Raw genomic sequence first — 16,611 nt, 5'->3', positions numbered from 1 at the left:
ATGCGAGGCCACGAACACCTATCCGGTGTAGTCCTGCGGCGAGAAGACCGCGGTGCGCTCCCGGTAGGCCTCGATGCTGGAGGACCAGTTGTTGACCACGCGGCCGTCGCCCGTCGTGTACCAACTGCCGCAGCCGGCGGCGAAGGCCGTGCCCGCGAGGTCACGTTGGAGGTCCTCGTTGTAGCGCCGCTGCACCTCGGGGATGACGTCCAGGGTGCGGTCCCGGCCGGCGTCGAGGGACGCGAGCGCCTGAAGCACGTACGCGATCTGGCTCTCCACCATGAACAGGATCGAGTGGTGGCCCAGATTGGTGTTCGGGCCGTAGAGCATGAACATGTTGGGGAAGCCGCTGACCGTCACGCCGAGATACGCCTCGGGCCCCTCCTTCCACGCCTCGCGCAGCCTCAGCAGGTTCCGTCCGATGACCTCCACCCCGCCGGTGCGGTCGAGCGGCTGGAAGCCGGTGGCGTGCACGATCATGTCGACGTCGTGCCGCCGCCCGTCCGTGGTCCGTATGCCTTCCGGCTCGATCCTGGCGATGGGCTCCGTCACCAGTTCGACGTTGGCGCGGGACAGCGCCGGGTAGTAGTCGTCGCTCATCAGCACCCGCTTGCAGCCGAAGGCGTAGTCGGGGGTGAGCCGGTCGCGGAGCCGGGCGTCGGCGACCTGCGTGGCCAGATGTTCTCCCGCCACCCGCAGGAACTCCTCCCGCACCGGATTGCCGTCGTCGCGCAGGCCGGTGGCCCAGCCGTCGCGCTCACGGTAGAGGCCCTCGCGCAGAGTGGCGTAGCGGTGCGGCTCGGCGAGCAGCGCGGCACGCTCGTCGTCCGCCAGCGCCCGGTCCTCGCGCGGGAGGAGGTAGTTGGCGGACCGCTGGAACACCATCAGCTGCTCGGTGGCCTCCGCGATGGCGGGCACCAGCTGGACGGCGCTGGCCGCGTTGCCGATGCAGGCGACCCGCTTGCCCGTCAGATCCAGCTCGTCGGGCCAGCGCGCCGTGTGCACCTGTGTCCCCTCGAAGTGGTCCGCGCCCTCGACGCGCGCCCAGGCCGGCCGGTCGAGCTGCCCCCACGCCGTGATCAGCACGCGGGCCCGCAGCCGCTCACCACGTGAGGTGCGCAGCAGCCAGGCGCCGTCCTCGTCCGACCACGCGGCCTGGGTGACCTCCACGCCGAGGCGGATGTGCTCATCCAACCGGTGGCTCTTGGCGAACCGTTCGAGGTTGCGCAGGATCTCCGGCTGCCCGGCGTAGGTGCGCGTCCAGTCGGGCTGTTCGCCGAAGGAGTACCAGTACAGGTGGGACTGCACGTCGCAGGCCGCGCCGGGGTACGTGTTGTCGCGCCAGGTCCCGCCGATCGAGGCGGCCTTCTCCAGAACCGTGAACGCGTGCCGTCCGGCCTCCTTGAGACGGGCGGCCATGCCGAGGCCCGACATCCCGGCGCCGATGATGACGACCTCAAAGTCCTCGTCCATAATCATCCCCTTCGTAGTGCCTCTTCCGCCGACCACCATGGCCAGCGGTGCTGATCGACGGCTGAAGGTCGGCTGATGGACTGTCCCGAACAAACAGCCGCGTCGGCGCATTCGGCAAGAGTGCCGCAAAATAAGGGGAAGAAGAAGACGAAGAATTACCCGAGAGTAGCGTGAACCTTTGCGATAGGAAATGCGAAAGGGGCGGGTGTCACTCAACCCGCGCCGCTCTTCCTCCCGGTCCGAATTCCCGTGGTGGAGTTTGCTCGAGGAATATTCTCGCGCAGTGCACTGACGCGCGGCTGACGCGCTACAGACTCCCGAGAACCAAGAACCGAGAACCGAGAACTGGCAACCGAGAACCGAATCGGAGTTCTCGGACAAGGGAACAAGACGAGGCTGCGGCAGTACACCCCCGCCTCTCTCCGGGCGTACTGCCGCAGCCTCGTCACGCAGCGGCGGCCTGACCTCACCGCCTACGCGGGGACGACCGCGTCCAGCGAGGGAGCCTGGTTGAGGATCTCCCGCAGCCGCTCGCGCAGCTTGACCGAGGGCTCCACCCCCAGCTCGCTCGCCAGCCTGTGCCGCGTGCTGTTGTACGTCTCCACCGCCTCGGCCTGCCGACCGGTCCGGTACAGGGCCAGCATGAGCATCTCGGTCAAGCGCTCCCGCCAGGGATGGATGGTGCGCATGCGCTTCAACTCGCTGATGCTGTGCACCGGGTCCGCCAGCTGGATCTCCAGCCAGAGCTTGTCCTCGACGGCGCACAGCTGCTCCTCCTCCAGCGCCAGAGCGACGCTCTGCGACATCGGCCCCTGGGCGACGTCCTGGAAGGGCGCGCCGCGCCAGAGCGCGAGAGCCTCGTCGAGCAGCCGGTGCGCCTGCGCGGGGCTGTGCCGAGTGCACGCGCGGGCCTGGCCGGCCAGTCGGCGGAAGGCCGCCGCGTCGGTCTCCTCGCCGTCCACCTCCAGGACGTAACCCGACGAGCGCGTGAGCAGCTCGGGCGCCGTCCCGTCCGGGCCCGCCGTCTGCTGCAGCGTCCGGCGTAACCGGTAGACGTGGGCCTGGAGCGAATTCTCGAAGGTGGGCGGCGGGTTCTCCCCCCACAGTTCCGTGTACAGCTGCTCGGCGGAGAGCGGACGGCCCGGGCTCACCAGCAGTGCCGCCAGCAGGGTGCGCTGCCGGTTCCCGCCGACGGTGTATGCGCGGTCGCCCGCGCGCACTTCCAGCGGCCCCAGAAACGCGAAGACCGGACCGGTTCCGGAAGCGGCCGGTGCCTGGGACCCGGACGGCGGTATCGGGTCGCTCTTCCGGCGCGCATCCTTGAACTGCGAATAGATGATCACTTTTTCCTCCTGTCGTGAATGGTTCCCTTTATTGACTCCGGCTCCCTTCATAACCGCAAGTGCGCAAGGGGGGCAGGCGTCGCTTCCACGCCAGTGCGTGCTCGCTGCAGCAAAGCCGGTTCCCGGCGGTGATGTCGGGGCGGATGGGTGCATGTCGGACAGTGAAAAGGCGCGTTTTCCATGCCTGTGCGCGGGCTGTTCCGTCCCAGCCATGGCCGGTTCGGGCGCAGCATTAACAGTTATTCCAATAGTCGCAGGCAATTGAGATACCGGTGATGCTGGGCGCGGGTGGCCGGTTCACCACGGGCCATCACCCCGGCCGCTCCGCCCGCTTTCACCGGGCGATCAGGAACCTGTCAGGAACGGCTGCTTGGATCGCAGGAACCGCTGACCACGATTCAAGAAAGAGGTGTGCGATGGGGGCTGCCCGTCAGCCGCTCCGCGTAGGGGTCCTGCTGCCGACCAGGGAGCAGGCGATCCTCGGCGAGTACAGCGTCGCGCCCCTGCTGGACTTCGCCCGACGGGCCGAAGAACTCGGCTTCGACTCCCTGTGGACGGGCGACTCGCTCACCGCGCGCCCCCGGCTCGACCCCATGGTGGTGCTGTCCGCCGCGGGCGCGGTGACCCGCCAGGTGCTCCTGGGCACAGCGGCCCTGACTCCCGCGCTGCGGCACCCCCTTGTGGCCGCGAGCATGATCAGCAGTCTGGACCACGTCACCTCCGGCCGGCTCGTCCTCGGAGTGGGTACGGGTTTCCCGGCGCCGGAGACCGACGAGGAACTGGCCGCCGTGGGCGCCCCGGAGGCCGACGAGGGCGACCGGCTCGACGAGATCACCGCGCTGTGGCGGACGGCCTGGAGCAGCACCCGGCCCGGCGCACCGAGCCGCTTCGCGGGTCGGCACTGGCAGGCGGAGGGCCTGGACCGACTGGTCTGCCCCGCCGCGCCCGACGGACCGCCGCTGTGGCTCGCCGCCGACGGCACCGCCGGCGTGCTGGAACGGGCGGCCCTCCTCTACGACGGCTGGCTGCCGTTCCTCACGTCGGCCGAGGCCTACGCCCGCGCTCGGCAACGCCTGGAGTACCTCTGCCGACGCGCGGGACGCCGGGCCGGCGCGGTGACCCCGGCCCTGTACCTGACGGTCACCGTGGGCCCGGACGAACGAGGCGCCAGGGTCGAGCTGGACGACTACCTGGAGCACTGCTACGGCCGCTCTCTGGAGGAGATGAAGGCGATCCAGGCCTATGCGTGGGGCCCGAGTGAGCACTGCGCGCAGCGTGTGGCCGATTACGTGCGGGCGGGCGCCCGCCACATCGTGCTCCGCATCGGGTCCTTGCGGCCGGAGACACATTTGCGGGAGGTCGCGGACGTACTGGTGTCCAAGGCCCGCCAGACGGATCAGGAGAGCGCATGACGACCACCACCGGCAGTACTCGAGGCGCCCGCTGGTTCACCAGCTCCGGGGCCGACCCGAACGCCGAACATCAAGCCTTCCTCCTTCCGCACGCAGGCGGCACGGCCCCGGCCTACCAGGCATGGGCGGCCACCTTGCCCTCCACGATGGAGGTACGAACGCTGCAACTGCCCGGCCGCCAGGAACGGCTGGCCGAGGAGCCGTTCACCGATGTGACAGTGCTGCTGGAAGCGCTGGTGGAGGCGTTCGAAGCGGAACTCGACGGCCGCCCCTACCTGCTCTTCGGTCACAGTTTCGGAGGGCTGCTCGCCTACCGGCTGTCCGTGGCGGCGGTCTGGAGCGGCCTGCCGCCCCCCGAACTCCTGGCCGTCTCGGCATGGGCCCCGGGACTGGAACCGGCCGCCGAGCTGGACCGGGTGGCCACCATGTCGGACGCCGAACTCCTCGCCCGGGTAGGGCAACTGGGCCTGATGGCGGAGGGCGCGACGCTGGACCCGGCCACCCTGGCCTCGATCATGCCCGCCCTGCGCGCCGACTTCCTGACCGCGGGCAGCCTGCGCGAGGACGGCGAACCGGCGCCCTGCCCGGTCGCGGCCTACTGCGGCACCTCGGACCCGATCGCCGCACCGGGCGGCATGGCCGCCTGGGCGGACCACTGCACGGACTTCCTCGGCGTGACCCAATTCCCCGGCAGCCACTTCTACCACTTCGAACACGCCGCGGCGGTCCAGTACAGCCTGCACCGCCACCTGCGCAGACTGGCCGCGCGGGCCTGAGGGATCATTGCCGGATGCGGATGGTGTGGGCCTGACCAGGTGCAAGATACCGTCGCCTCAACCGCGGCGGTGACTGGCAGGCCAACGCCGCCCGTGAGACGCATGGTCGCCCCGCACCGCGCCCCCGACAACGTTGTCGAAGGCGCGGCGTGCACGGGCTATGCCCCTACTGGATGAGGCAAGCCCCGGGGGAGCGTTGTACACCGAGTCGTGTGGTCGCCTTACGGCGTGTAGGCGGCGTCACTGCCGTACAACTCCCGGGTGAACGCGGAGACATCGGCGCTGCGATCGGCGCCGTCGAGGTTGTACGTCAGATACACGCCGTACCCCTCGCGGACGGTGCGGCGGGCGAGGCTCGCGGCCGTGCTCTGCGAGGTCCGGCCGATCTCGACGGCCGCCGGCGACAGCTTGGCCTTGGGCAGTGCGATGCCGGGGACCTGCCAGGTGCCGTAGTACGGGTTCCAGGTGTAATCGAACTTGGAGGAGACGTCGACGCCGCCGTAGGAGAGGCGCGACGCGGCCGGGCCGATGTTGTAGAGGCTGATGATCTTGTCCGGCATGTTCGCGCGCAGCGCCGTCACCAAGTGCACGAACGAGCTGCTGTTGGGCTGACCGGTGCCGTTGTTGCCGTATTCGGCGTACTCGTCGTCGAAGTCGATGCCGTCGAGCCCGTACTTGGCCACGGTGTCCGACAACTGCTTCGCGAACGCCGAAGCGGCTTGCCGGGACGGGAAGTTGGCGAAGCCGGCACCCTGGTGGTTGCCGAGCACCGAGAGGACGACCTTGATGCCCTTCTGCTGCAACGGCCGTATCTCTGTGGCGGCGTTGTCGAGGACACGCTGCACGTTCTCGTTGAAGTGCAGATATGCCGCCTTCGTACTTGTGTCGTAGTTGATGTTCGCCGCGAAGATCACGGCGACGTCGAAGACGTTGCCGCCACCGTTGGCGAGGGTGTACTTGCCGACGTTCAGCATGCTGTTGTCGTTCACCTCGACGTACGCCACCGAGGTCGGTCCCTGTTTCGCGGGAGCGGGAGCGGGAGCGGGAGCAGGAGCGGGGGCCGCTGCCGCGCCGGTCGTGGCGGTCGTGGAGAAGGTGAGGGCCGCGACGGCCGAGAGCGCGAGCGCGGCCGTCCGCACTCTGCTCCGTACCAGAGTGAACATCGTTGATCGGTCTCCCATCGCAAGGGTCGGCGCCCGACGTGTTCGAAAGCGCCGAGTGAGCCCTGCGAGTTTTCCACTCCCGTGACCGAACCCCCAGAGTCGTGCGCGAACTTCTCGCAGCTCGCACGCCCGTCGCGCCCCGTCCGATACGGCCCAGGCGGCAGCTGTTCGACGGTATACGGTGGCGGACACGGGCCGGGACTACGACCTGTTCAGCGGTGCCGCCCGTGCGGGGCAAGCGCGGCCGGCCCCGTCACTCCGGGGCGTGCGCTGATCCGCCGGCGGCGCTCGACCTCATCGCGGTGCAGCCGCGTCACGCGTGCCGGAGTGGAGGTCGCAGCCTGAACTCACTCGCCGTTCCGGTCCTGAGCGGCCATGACCTCATCACCGTGCTCGAAGGCCCAGGCACCGAACGCGTCGATCGGGCCGAGCAGCGTCTTTCCCAAAGCGGTGAGTCCGTACTCGACACGGGGCGGCGCTTCGGCATAGGCGCGTCGCTCCACCAGCCCGTTGAACTCCAGCCGCCGCAGCGTCTCTGTCAAGACCTTGGGGCTGATGCCGCCGATGCGCTCGCGGAGTTCACCGGGGCGCCTGGGACCGTCCCGCAGGACCCAGATCAGCACCGCGTTCCACGTGTTGGAGAGAAGGTCGAAGGCGAGGCGGGCGCGGCAGTCGGCGAGATAGGCGTCGGTCGTCACGTACCAAATGGTGCCTGACGAATTTCCTAGTGTCGTCCCGAAGCAGTGGGAACAAGCGCGGAGAGAGGCGAATCGATGAAGATCGGCGTGCTGGGAACGGGGAACATGGCGGACGCACTGGCCACGCACTGGGGGCGGGCCGGCCACGAGGTGTTCGTCGGAGGCCGGGACGAACTGAAGGCCCAGCGGCTCGCGACGCGCATCGGGGGAGGTACGGGACATGGGAGTCTGCACGCGGCGGCGGACTTCGGTGAGGTCGTACTGGCCGCGCTGCCGTACGGCGCGGGGGCAGACGTCGTCGAGGAGCTCCAGGCGGCACTGAGCGGGAAGACCCTGCTCGACTGTGCCAATCCGGTCGGACCCGGCTTCCGGCTGCTGACCGAAGGGGGCCCCTCGGCGACGTGCCGACTGGCTGCGGCGGCACCGGGTGCGCAGGTCGTCAAGGCGTTCAACCTCTGTCACGAGGACGTGTGGCGGATGACTCCGCCCGTTTTCGACGGTCAACCACTCGCGGTTCCGGTCTGCGGGGACGATGAGGCCGCACTCAAGCGGGTGTACGAACTGGTGCGGGACGTGGGCTGCGAGCCGGTGGCCGGGGGCGGACTGGAACGCGCCGGACTGCTGGAGGCGACCGCGGCACTGTTCATCGGACTGTGGGTGGCGGAGCAGGCGGACGTACGAGCGATCGCACCCCCCTTGGCGTACGCGACAGGCCCAAGAGCTCAGGACGTGTGAGACGTACCGGGCATTGCGTGAGGAGGTCTCAGCCCTTGCCCTTCCGCTCTGTCGTGGGCGCTGCCGACCGGGACTCCGATGAGGAGGGGGCAGTCAGTTCACGCCCGGCAGGACGTGCGTCTCGGAACCCGGTGCGCCGCGGTCCACGGGGCCCGCACCTGTGTGTTGTACGCGGATGCCGGGCCCTCAGCTGTGACACGTACGCCTGCCTCCTCTCTCCTCGGTCGCTGTGACACGTACGCCTGCCTCCTCTCTCCTCGGTCGCTGTGACACGTACGCCTGCCTCCTCTCTCCTCGGTCAGCGGACACCGCGCACGTGCTCCACACCTGTGGGTCTCAGGTCTCCACGGAAGGCCGCCGCTCCCTGCCGCTCTCGCCGCGCAGCCGGCGGCGCAGCGCCGCGAGCCGCGGGTAGCGCTCGCTGACCTCCGCCGAGCGGCGGTCCAGCTCCTGCATGAGGCGCTCGGTGCGTTTGTTGAGGTCCAGCTCGTCGAGGATCCGGTCGATCTCGGCGAGCAGCGCGCCGTGCAGCTGCCACTGCCTGGGATGCTCCTGCACGTCCTCCAGCAGCATCTCGGCGACCCGGTCGCGGGTGAGCCGGCTCGCGGCCAGGGCGGCGGTCAGCCGCTCCTCGGCCTGCTCCGCGTTGGCGGCCACCTGGGTGGTGATCAGCCGGGCGAAGCTCTCGATGGCTTCGGCCACCTGCTCGAACAGTTCCTGGAGGCCGGCCGACACGTCCGGCGGGAACAGCGACTCCTCCGTACGGAACTTCGCCAGGTCGGTCAGGCTCCGGGTCAGCACCCGCAGCACCACCGCGCAGATCTCCAGGGTGTCAAGACCCGTCCGAAGCACCACCCGGGACAGCAGTCCCTCCCGTACGCGCGGGTTCATCCGCAGGCTCTCCTCCGCCTGCCGCAGCGAGGCGTCGACCTCCACGATGTCGTGGTCCAGCCGCCGCGCTTCGTGCAGCCGGGCGGCCGCGTGCGGGAACGGGAGGTGGCCCTTGGCGATCTCCGCGCCCATGGTGCGGAACATGTGGCCCATCCCGCGCGCCAGCCCGTCGATGGACGTCCCCGCCGACTGCGTCCACACCGGGGGTGCGAACAGCAGGTTGAACAGCAGGCCCACCCCGGCGCCGATCAGCGTCTCCAGCACTCGGTGCCAGGCCACCGACGTGGCCTGGGAGACCCCCAGGACCAACATCGCGCTGATCGCCACCTCGGGCACGAACTCGCTCACCCGCACGAAACGGCCGATGATCAGCGAGGTGAAGATCGTCAGGCCCAGGCTCCACCAGGTCAGCCCGACCAGGGAGGTGAAGCCGATGGCGATGAGGACACCGACGACGACGGAGTTCACGCGCCGGATGCCGGTGGTGAGGGTCGCGTACAGGGTGACCTGGACGACCAGGAGCGCGGTCAGCGGGGCCGTCAGGGGAGCGGGTTGCGCGGGCAGGACCATCAGGGCGACGACGAAGGAGATGACGGCGGCGGCCGTGGAACGCAGCGTCTGCGCCGCGACGGGTTCGGTGGTCCGCCGCACCAGTTTGATCACGGGTGCTGATACGTCCGGCATCCCCTTCACGTGCCCGATCATGAGCGCCTCACCACACTTCAGCACCAGGAACCCCCCAGACGCCGTTTTGCACCACCCGTCACGTGGTGTCGCCCAAGTCCTGACCCCAGTTCCGGCCCCCCCGCCAAGGAGGCACGACGAACCCACCCGTGAACCGGGCACCCCCGTCACCGTCGTCACCGGCTCCGGCTCCGGCATCGGCATCGGCCGCTCCACCGCCGTCCGGCTCGCCGCGCAGGGTAGGGACGCGCGCATCACGTGGCGAACCGGCGAGGACGGCGGGCGGCAGACCGCCGAGGAGGTCCGCGGCCGCGGGCGTCGCGCCGCCGTCGCACACCTGGAGGTGACGCGGCTGCCGGAAGCCGCCGACGTCGTCGACGAGCCGACCCGGAACCCGGCCGCATCGACATACTGGCGAACGACGTACGGCACCGGCACGGCCACGCCCTTCCTCGACATGACGTACGACGCCGCGCGGGACGTGCTCGACGTCGACCTGGTCGTGCCGTTCCTGTGCTCCCAGGCGGCCGCGCGTCGGAGCGGCGCCCTGCTGCGCGGCCAAGGGCGGACACGGGGCTACTCACACAGGTCCTGACACATCGAACAGCGTGGCGGGACGGAACGGGAACGGGAACGGGCAGTCATCGCTGGGGAGGTGGAACGCGAGCGGATCTGCCGGCCCAGCTTCGGCCGGAGACGGCGACGCCTCCTGATCGCCCTGTGCCCTGTCCGACACCTGGTCGGCTACTCGGTGGTGTGGTCGGGGGAACCAACGCACCGCAGACCGATCTGCACCAATAGACGGCGATATCTCCCAGGATGGTCGATAAAGGGGCCATTGCAGTAGCTGTCCAGGTACGGCCTCGGCGGTCTCCCGGGCCGCCCCGCGGCGGCCATCATCCCCAGCCAGTGGTCGTCCCCGCCCAGCCAGTGGTTGTCCCAGCCCAGCCAGTGGTCGTCCCGCCCAGCCGCCATTCGCCGCTTGCCGACGTCATGGCCTCCACGGGGAGGAGCTCCGGCAGGTAGCGCGGGTCGGCCACCAGGTTGCCGTATCCCCGGGAGCTGCGCGGAGCCAGCAGATGCCGGAGCTGGCTCAGCAGGACGGCGCTCCGTGGCCGCCCGAAGGACAGCGCCTCCTCGAGCAGGGGCAGGGCTTTCTCGTACTGTCCGCGCGCAGGGCCATCAGGCGCGCCTCTTCCACATGGGCGTCCTGGGCGAGCGTGGTCGCGTTCATGAAGTCGGGTCTCTCCACCCGGTCGGAGTGGAAGCCGCAGTACATGCCTCCATGTACGCGCGGAACGACGGGTAACGATCAGGCAGTTCACCGCCCCGCCCCAGCCCTTGTAGACGTGGAGCGCCCACTCGCCGTCCTGGTCGCTGTCGCCCGGGTCGAGCAGGGCGTACGACATGTCGGAGTCCGTCTCAGAACTTGAATTCCCTCGGACACCACGGACTCGGACACCACGGACGAAGAGTGGCCGCTCATCGAGCCCTTACTGCCGCCGCCGGCCTGGAGCACAGCGCGCGGTGGCAGGTCCGAGGCATCCCCGCCGGGCCATCTTCGACGCGATTCCGTACGTGTGCTCCGAGGGCTGCCGGTGGCGGTCCCTGCCTGCGGATTTCCCGCCGTCCCCGACCGTCTGCGGCTTCTTCCGGCGCTGGACCAAGTCCGGGGTGTGGGACATGCTCCGTGACCATCCGCGGCGCGAGGTCCGCTGCCGGATGGGTACGTCCCCGCACGCGGTGGCCACGGTGCTCGACTCCCAGTCGGCAAGGCATCGGCAACCGTCGGCAAGGACACCCGGGGCTGAGACGGCGGCAAAATGATCAACGGGCGGAAGCGGCACCTGCTGACCGAGACGCACCGTCTGCCGGTCGATGCCCTGGTCACCTCCGCCGCACTTCATGACAGCAGACCGGCGAAGGAACTGCTGCTGCGGGCCCGCCGGTTCCATCCCGAACTCGCTGTCGTCCGGGCGATTCCGCCTACCGCGGCCCGTCCACCGAATGGGCCAGGACCGAACTGCAACTCACCGTCCATACCACCAGCCGGCCTGCAGGTGCTCAGGGCTTCGTCGTCCTGCCGCGCCGCTGGGTCGTGGAATGGTCTTGGGCCTGGATCGTGCACGCCCGGCGCCTGGTCAGGGATCATGAACGGCTTCCCGAGAGCGCCGAGGCGATGCTCACCCTCGCGGCGATCCGGCTGATGCTGCGCCGACTCACCCGCTTGCCCGCCCATCCCAGCGCCGCCCCTCCCCGCCCCGGAGAGACCGTGCGGACCGCCTGAGACAGTCCTGCGTCCAAAATCGGACTTTCTACACGATAGGACAGGGGTTCAGTGGCAACGCCGCGTTGAGCAGGCCGACGCAGGTGACGCCGCCCTGCAAGGGGGTGAAGAGCGCGTCCTGGTTCTGGGTGGACTGCGTGCTGTGTGCCTCACTGGTGTAATAGCCGTAGGGCCGGACGACCCCGTCGAAAAGGCCCTGCGCCGTCTGCGGGTTGGGGAGGTCGGCGCCGCCGCAGTGGTTGAGCGATCCGGTGAGGGGAATGCCGACGCCGCTCCCGCTTGCAGCACCGCCATGGGCGTGCGAGGTGGCACCGGCATCGGCGCGGCCGTGGTTGCCGCAGCCGTTGCTCAGGGCGGGAGAAAGCAGGTCACCCACGCCCCCGGCCCTGGCCACGGAGACCGCCGCCACCTGGACGGTGACCAGCACGGAGAAGCAGACAGCGGCGCGGGTCAGTAGGGGACTGTTCACACCCTTCTCAACGGCTGTCCGCCTTCCTGGTTACGTGCTGTGGTGGAACCTGAGCAATACGTGTGGGCACCTTTCAATTCAGGTTCTCAAGCCGCAGCGTTGCCACATCCCGGCCAGCAGGATGTCCTCCTCGCGCGGATTGTCGCCCAGGTTCTGCTCGTACAGCCGGGTCATGTCGAACGGATCCCGGAACCAGTCGATGTCCGCAACACCGCCGAGCTGATAGACCCCGGCCGTCTGGTCCACGTACCACTTCCTGAGTTCGCGAGACAGCACCGGCTCGGGCGCGGACCAGACGCCCGACCGCTCACGATCGCCACCGGCTTCTCTTACGGCGCCTACCGGTTCGACGCCGTGGCAGCGGCTTCACCACCCGTGTACGGCTACTACCACCGGCGGTAGGAGGCCCTGAACGAGGTCGTCTCAGCGGTTTTCCCGGCGTACCAGTGCGAGTTCCGCGGAGACGAGAGCCTGAAGGGGGCGGTTCTGCGGTGCAAGTGCATGCTCCGGCCGACGATCCTCTCCCGCACCCCGGTTCCTTACCTGCGGATGCGATACGAGAACACCAGGACCAAGAGCGGCAGCGTGGGCCCGTCCCGCGGGTTCACTACGCACGACGTTCCCTGGGCGAGGTGTGGAACGTCGAGTGGAACGGTTCCTGGCTGGTGAACGACACCCGCCACCCCGGCATGGGAACTGCCGAGGCCGGTCCCGCGACGAGGTGGAGCTGGCGCGGCTGGCCAACCAGGGCGGGGTCGATGTCCGTGATGTGGGCGATCTCCGGGACGACCTTGGGGTCGACGACGGTCTGGAGGAGGTCGTCGAGCAGGTCCGCCAGGCCCGCCAGGTCCGGCAGGGGATACCGGTACTCCTGCCCGGTCTCGATGCTGTCGGCGTACCGCCGGACCCGGGCGACGACGTCGATGGTGACGGTCGCGGTCAGAGCAGGGGAAGTGGAGCCGTAGACCTCGGCCAGGGGGCGTCGACGTCGACGCCCCGCTCGACACCCGGCCCGGCCTGTCGTCGATGCCAACCAGGATCATGCCGCCGTAGGTGTCTGCCATCGCCGCGATGGTCTTCACCAGGCCGAAGGAGTACTCGCGCTTGAACTCCAGCGTCAGGCCTACTACCTACCTGGTCCGGCCGCGCGGCGAGGGCGAGCCCCGCTGGGAGCGGTCAGTCACCGATGGGCGGGACGGCCCGCAGCCCGCCGGCGAGGTCCTGCGAGCCGTCCACGTCGTGCGCGATGATCCGCAGGACGTCGTCGACGAGCTGTTGAGGGTGGGCGGTCTTCCACGTCGTGCTCAGGGTTTCGTAGGCGTCGTAGACGATAGTGCCGTCGGGCAGCTCCCGGCCGTCCGACTCCTGGGTGAGCGACCACTCCGAGTCGCCACGGTGGAAGGTGTACTCCTCGTCGTCGGCCAGGATCGTGACGTCACAGCCGCACCCGAACTCGTCGTCCGGGTCCTCGGACTCGCCGTCCTCGTGGTGCCGGTTCAGCGTCACCGCCTGGCCGTGCTGCTCGGCGAGGAGCGCCGCGACGGCCGCCACGGTCTCGTGGACGTCGGCCGGCCTCGGGGCCGAGGCCGGCGCGGCGTGGAGAGCGCGCACGGTGGTGGAGGCGTGCCGGGCGGCCAGGCCGTGGATCTGCTCGGAGACCGACCGCAGGGTGGCCAGGGCGTCGCCGAGGTTCGCCGGCTGCCCGGGCCCAGCCGGAGCGGACATCTGCGTCTCGCCGCGCTCGCCGATCCGCCCGAGTGCGCCCCCGAGCTCTCCGAGTGCGTCAGCGGTGTGCTGGAGTTGGACGAAGAGTGCGGAGGCGACCGTCGCGGCGTCCTGCGGGGTGTAGAGGGCCCACGGGCTCGACAGGGCCGTCACGACGGCCTCGGCGGTCTCCGCCGCCGCGCACGCCATCTCCACCGAGTCCCGGGGATCGCACATGCCGGACTCGACCGCGGTGCGCACCTCCGAGACGAGGTCGCCGGGTTCGGCGGCGGCCCTCTCGTACAGGGCGTTGAAGGGGGTGTCGTCGTGGAAGCCGCCCGCCGGAGCCTGGTTGCTGAGCATGCCCGCATCCTTCCAGATCAGCGCTCAGTCACAGCGGGGTTCCAGGCACTCACACACATCTCCCCGCGGGGCTGTCGGCTGTCATGGCGCGTGGCACTGGGGTCACCAGGCCCAGTTCCCGTGCGGCGGCCAGGTCGTCGTACGCCGTTGTCCTTCCGACGTGAGTGCCGGGGCGGCGGACGAGCTTTTCGATCACCTGACGCATGGGCAGCTCGGCAGGCGCATCCCAGATGATCTGCGCGGTCTCGATGTCTCGATGCGGGGCCCTTCTCGGTGTTCCTGAAGGGGTCGTACGGGATCATGGACAGCGCGGGCGGCAGGGCGAGCTTCCGAGCGGAGAAGCGGATCCGGGCCTCCGCCTGGTCCGAAGGCGCTCCGTCGACCGTGGTGGCGTTCTCTTGCTCGACGAACTTATCGACGGTTCCGCACTCGCCTTCATCACATGGCTCGGCACCGAAACTCCCGCCAAGGCATCGGCGGCGGGATCCATCCCCCCACGGAGCAGTGAAGGACCCCAGCCGAGGCCGGGGTCCTTCACGCGCAAGTCACTTCTCGCTGCCGCACTGAAGCCGACACCCGGGGGAACCCCTTTGGTATCACTCTCAGTTACCTGTCACTTCGCTTCGCCGTAGCTTCGGGAGTACAGGGCATACGCGGGTAGGCATACGCGGGTATGCATACGCGGGTTGTCGTGCGTCTACCGGCTTCTACCAGGCGCCGGCACCACAGGCCGATCCACCGGTCGTGTAATTCCACAGGCAGACGCGAGAGCCCGCGTTCGTTCCGTTCCAGTGGTATCCGGTCGCATTCCTGGAGTTCAGGATCCAGTACGCGTTTGAGACGGCCTTCCAGTCGTAGCCGCCGGACCCAAGCCGCTTGCGCTGCAGCACGAAGACGCACTCGTGGTTGTTCCACGACTGTCCGACGGCCTGGACGTATCCGTCGGACGTCCTCTTGTTCAGCCACCCCTTGCACTGCCCGACCACTACATCCTTGCCGGGAATGTATCCCTGCACGGATATGTCGGACTGGCTGGTCTGTGCAGGGGCGGCCTGGGCCGTGCCGCCGGCGAACAGTGTTGCCGTCGCGGCAATGGCCACGCCAAGAGCTGCGGAGCGCTTGTGGGTGTGCAGTAGAGCCATGATGTTCCTCTCTGATCATTGCGGTGTCTGCGATTGGTGCCGTGTGTCCACGGGCCGTGTGAACCGTGGTGGTTCGATCACCTGTTTCCCCGTCAGGGCGGCCACTGGGGGCGTGCCGTTCGGGTGGTTCGGCATCGAGTTCATCGGGCTGGGGGTTGTTGCACAGCCGTGTCCCGTGCGTGAAACAAAGCAGGTCGCGACCCCGGGTTGGCGAGATGGCGCCTTTCACGGTGATGGAACGGGTGTTGGGATGAGACGCCGCTGCTGCTCACGCGGACGGCACGGGGGAGGAAAGCGGTATGGGGCGTCCGGAGGCAGACCTCGATCCGAGGCTGGGGCCGATCCAGCGGTTCGCCTACGAGCTGCGCAAGCTGCGCCAGGAAGCGGGCGGCATCACCTATCGGCAGATGGCCCGGCAGACGGAGATCTCGGTCTCCACCCTGTCCAGAGCGGCCAAAGGGGAGCAGCTGCCCTCGCTGCCGGTGGCCATGGCCTATGTGCGGGCGTGCGGTGGTGAGCAGAAGGCGTGGGAGCGGCGCTGGCGCGAGGCGGTCACGGAGCTGGCCCGGGCGGCCGACCTGGTGGCGGACGACGCCGTTTCTTCTCCCTACCGTGGTCTGGCCCGTTTCGACGTGGGCGATGCGGAGCTGTTCTTCGGCCGCAAGGAGGTGACCGATGCGCTGGTTTGTGCGGTGGCGGAGCATCGCGTGTTCGCGGTCTTCGGGCCGTCCGGCAGCGGTAAGTCATCTCTGCTGCGGGCGGGGCTGGTTCCCCGCCTGCGCAGCCTGGAGGGACCGCTGCGGCCGGCGGCGGTGCGGATCTTCACCCCGGGCGGGCATCCGCTGCGCACCCACGACGCCGTGTGCGTACCGGCTGCGGGCGAGGGGGACACCTGGCTGGTCGTGGACCAGTTCGAGGAGATCTTCACCCTGTGCCGCGACACCGGCGAGCGGGCCGGCTTCCTTGCCCGCCTGCTGGCCGCCGCCGAGCCCGCAAGCCGGCTGCGCGTCGTCCTGGGCGTACGCGCAGACTTCTACGCACGCTGCGCCGAGCACCGGGAACTCGCCGACGCCCTGCGCCAGGCCAACCTGCTGGTCGGGCCGATGAGCCCGGCCGAGCTTCGCGAGGCCGTCATCCGGCCCGCGCAGTCGGCCGGGCTGATCGTCGAACGCGAGCTGACCGCCCGCCTCGTGGAGGAAGCCGACGGCGAGCCCGGCGGCCTGCCGCTGCTCTCCCACGCCCTGCGGGAGACCTGGCGGCGGCGCCACGGCAGGACGCTCACCATGGAGGCGTACCAGGCGGCGGGCGGCATGCACGGCGCCATCGCGCAGACCGCCGAGGAGATCTACACCCGCCTGGCACCCGAGCACGCGCAGCTGGCCCGGCTGATCCTGCTGCGGCTGATCGCCCCCGGCGAAGGCTCCCCAGACACCCGGCGCCCGGTCGACCGCAGCGAACTCGACCTCGGCAC

16 protein-coding genes and 2 pseudogenes are annotated in these 16,611 nt (G+C 69.4%); 8 read left to right on the top strand and 10 right to left on the bottom strand.

Annotation, left to right across the window (positions count from 1 at the left end):
- Positions 1 to 18: 18 nt before the first annotated feature.
- Positions 19 to 1,473, bottom strand: coding sequence for a flavin-containing monooxygenase (locus ACWDVB_RS37100; protein ID WP_451519827.1), 1,455 nt, complete (start codon positions 1,471 to 1,473; stop codon positions 19 to 21).
- 473 nt (positions 1,474 to 1,946) lie between these two features.
- Complete coding sequence (locus ACWDVB_RS37095) at positions 1,947 to 2,816, bottom strand: AfsR/SARP family transcriptional regulator (protein WP_451519826.1); 870 nt, start codon at positions 2,814 to 2,816, stop codon at positions 1,947 to 1,949.
- 416 nt (positions 2,817 to 3,232) lie between these two features.
- Here ACWDVB_RS37095 and ACWDVB_RS37090 point away from each other — a divergent pair, with 416 nt between their 5' ends.
- Positions 3,233 to 4,228, top strand: a complete 996-nt coding sequence (locus tag ACWDVB_RS37090) for an LLM class flavin-dependent oxidoreductase (RefSeq protein WP_451519825.1) — start codon at positions 3,233 to 3,235, stop codon at positions 4,226 to 4,228.
- Entirely contained in the window at positions 4,225 to 5,004 is a 780-nt protein-coding gene (locus tag ACWDVB_RS37085) for a thioesterase II family protein (protein WP_451519824.1), read from the top strand. The genes ACWDVB_RS37090 and ACWDVB_RS37085 overlap by 4 nt, the downstream gene beginning before the upstream one ends.
- Positions 5,005 to 5,225: 221 nt before the next feature.
- Here the strand turns inward: ACWDVB_RS37085 and ACWDVB_RS37080 are convergent, their stop codons facing one another.
- Positions 5,226 to 6,167, bottom strand: a complete 942-nt coding sequence (locus ACWDVB_RS37080; protein ID WP_451519823.1) for an endo-beta-N-acetylglucosaminidase H — start codon at positions 6,165 to 6,167, stop codon at positions 5,226 to 5,228.
- Positions 6,168 to 6,514: 347 nt separating this feature from the next.
- Positions 6,515 to 6,865 (bottom strand): winged helix-turn-helix transcriptional regulator, encoded by a 351-nt coding sequence (locus ACWDVB_RS37075; RefSeq protein WP_451519822.1) that lies wholly within the window; start codon positions 6,863 to 6,865, stop codon positions 6,515 to 6,517.
- 75 nt (positions 6,866 to 6,940) lie between these two features.
- Here ACWDVB_RS37075 and ACWDVB_RS37070 point away from each other — a divergent pair, with 75 nt between their 5' ends.
- A complete protein-coding gene (locus ACWDVB_RS37070; protein WP_451519821.1) occupies positions 6,941 to 7,600 on the top strand; it encodes an NADPH-dependent F420 reductase in 660 nt (219 codons plus the stop codon).
- 336 nt (positions 7,601 to 7,936) lie between these two features.
- On the opposite strand, the gene ACWDVB_RS37065 is transcribed toward ACWDVB_RS37070, so the two are convergent.
- Complete coding sequence (locus tag ACWDVB_RS37065; protein WP_451519828.1) at positions 7,937 to 9,175, bottom strand: FUSC family protein; 1,239 nt, start codon at positions 9,173 to 9,175, stop codon at positions 7,937 to 7,939.
- Positions 9,176 to 9,242: 67 nt separating this feature from the next.
- Here ACWDVB_RS37065 and ACWDVB_RS37060 point away from each other — a divergent pair, with 67 nt between their 5' ends.
- From ACWDVB_RS37060 to ACWDVB_RS37045, 4 genes and pseudogenes are all read left to right on the top strand, one after another.
- A complete protein-coding gene (locus ACWDVB_RS37060; RefSeq protein ID WP_451612036.1) occupies positions 9,243 to 9,770 on the top strand; it encodes an SDR family NAD(P)-dependent oxidoreductase in 528 nt (175 codons plus the stop codon).
- A gap of 812 nt (positions 9,771 to 10,582) precedes the next feature.
- The gene (locus tag ACWDVB_RS37055; RefSeq protein ID WP_451519819.1) at positions 10,583 to 11,002 is read left to right on the top strand and encodes a transposase; all 420 of its coding nucleotides are present in this window, start codon (positions 10,583 to 10,585) and stop codon (positions 11,000 to 11,002) included.
- A pseudogene (locus tag ACWDVB_RS37050) lies at positions 10,999 to 11,130 on the top strand (IS5-like element IS4811 family transposase); the annotation flags it as partial. The gene ACWDVB_RS37055 and the pseudogene ACWDVB_RS37050, both read left to right, overlap by 4 nt.
- A 38-nt stretch (positions 11,131 to 11,168) precedes the next feature.
- A pseudogene (locus ACWDVB_RS37045) lies at positions 11,169 to 11,462 on the top strand (transposase); the annotation flags it as partial.
- Between the two features lie 28 nt (positions 11,463 to 11,490).
- Here the strand turns inward: ACWDVB_RS37045 and ACWDVB_RS37040 are convergent.
- The 5 genes from ACWDVB_RS37040 to ACWDVB_RS37020 form a co-directional block, all read right to left on the bottom strand.
- Positions 11,491 to 11,931, bottom strand: coding sequence for a hypothetical protein (locus ACWDVB_RS37040; protein WP_451519818.1), 441 nt, complete (start codon positions 11,929 to 11,931; stop codon positions 11,491 to 11,493).
- A gap of 78 nt (positions 11,932 to 12,009) precedes the next feature.
- The gene (locus ACWDVB_RS37035; RefSeq protein WP_451519829.1) at positions 12,010 to 12,177 is read right to left on the bottom strand and encodes a hypothetical protein; all 168 of its coding nucleotides are present in this window, start codon (positions 12,175 to 12,177) and stop codon (positions 12,010 to 12,012) included.
- Positions 12,178 to 12,538: 361 nt separating this feature from the next.
- Positions 12,539 to 12,964 carry a hypothetical protein gene (locus tag ACWDVB_RS37030; protein WP_451612037.1) on the bottom strand — a complete coding sequence of 142 codons (426 nt, stop codon included), beginning with the start codon at positions 12,962 to 12,964 and terminating at the stop codon, positions 12,539 to 12,541.
- Positions 12,965 to 13,107: 143 nt separating this feature from the next.
- Complete coding sequence (locus ACWDVB_RS37025) at positions 13,108 to 13,998, bottom strand: hypothetical protein (protein ID WP_451519936.1); 891 nt, start codon at positions 13,996 to 13,998, stop codon at positions 13,108 to 13,110.
- Between the two features lie 707 nt (positions 13,999 to 14,705).
- Complete coding sequence (locus ACWDVB_RS37020; protein WP_451519935.1) at positions 14,706 to 15,140, bottom strand: hypothetical protein; 435 nt, start codon at positions 15,138 to 15,140, stop codon at positions 14,706 to 14,708.
- Between the two features lie 299 nt (positions 15,141 to 15,439).
- Here ACWDVB_RS37020 and ACWDVB_RS37015 point away from each other — a divergent pair.
- On the top strand, positions 15,440 to 16,611 hold a 1,172-nt coding region (locus ACWDVB_RS37015), incomplete at its 3' end, for an nSTAND1 domain-containing NTPase (protein ID WP_451612035.1).

The sequence above is a fragment of the Streptomyces sp. NPDC003379 genome, from assembly GCF_053589195.1.
The sequence above is the reverse complement of the archived record's forward strand: the minus strand, read 5'-3'. Positions and strand labels throughout refer to the sequence as shown.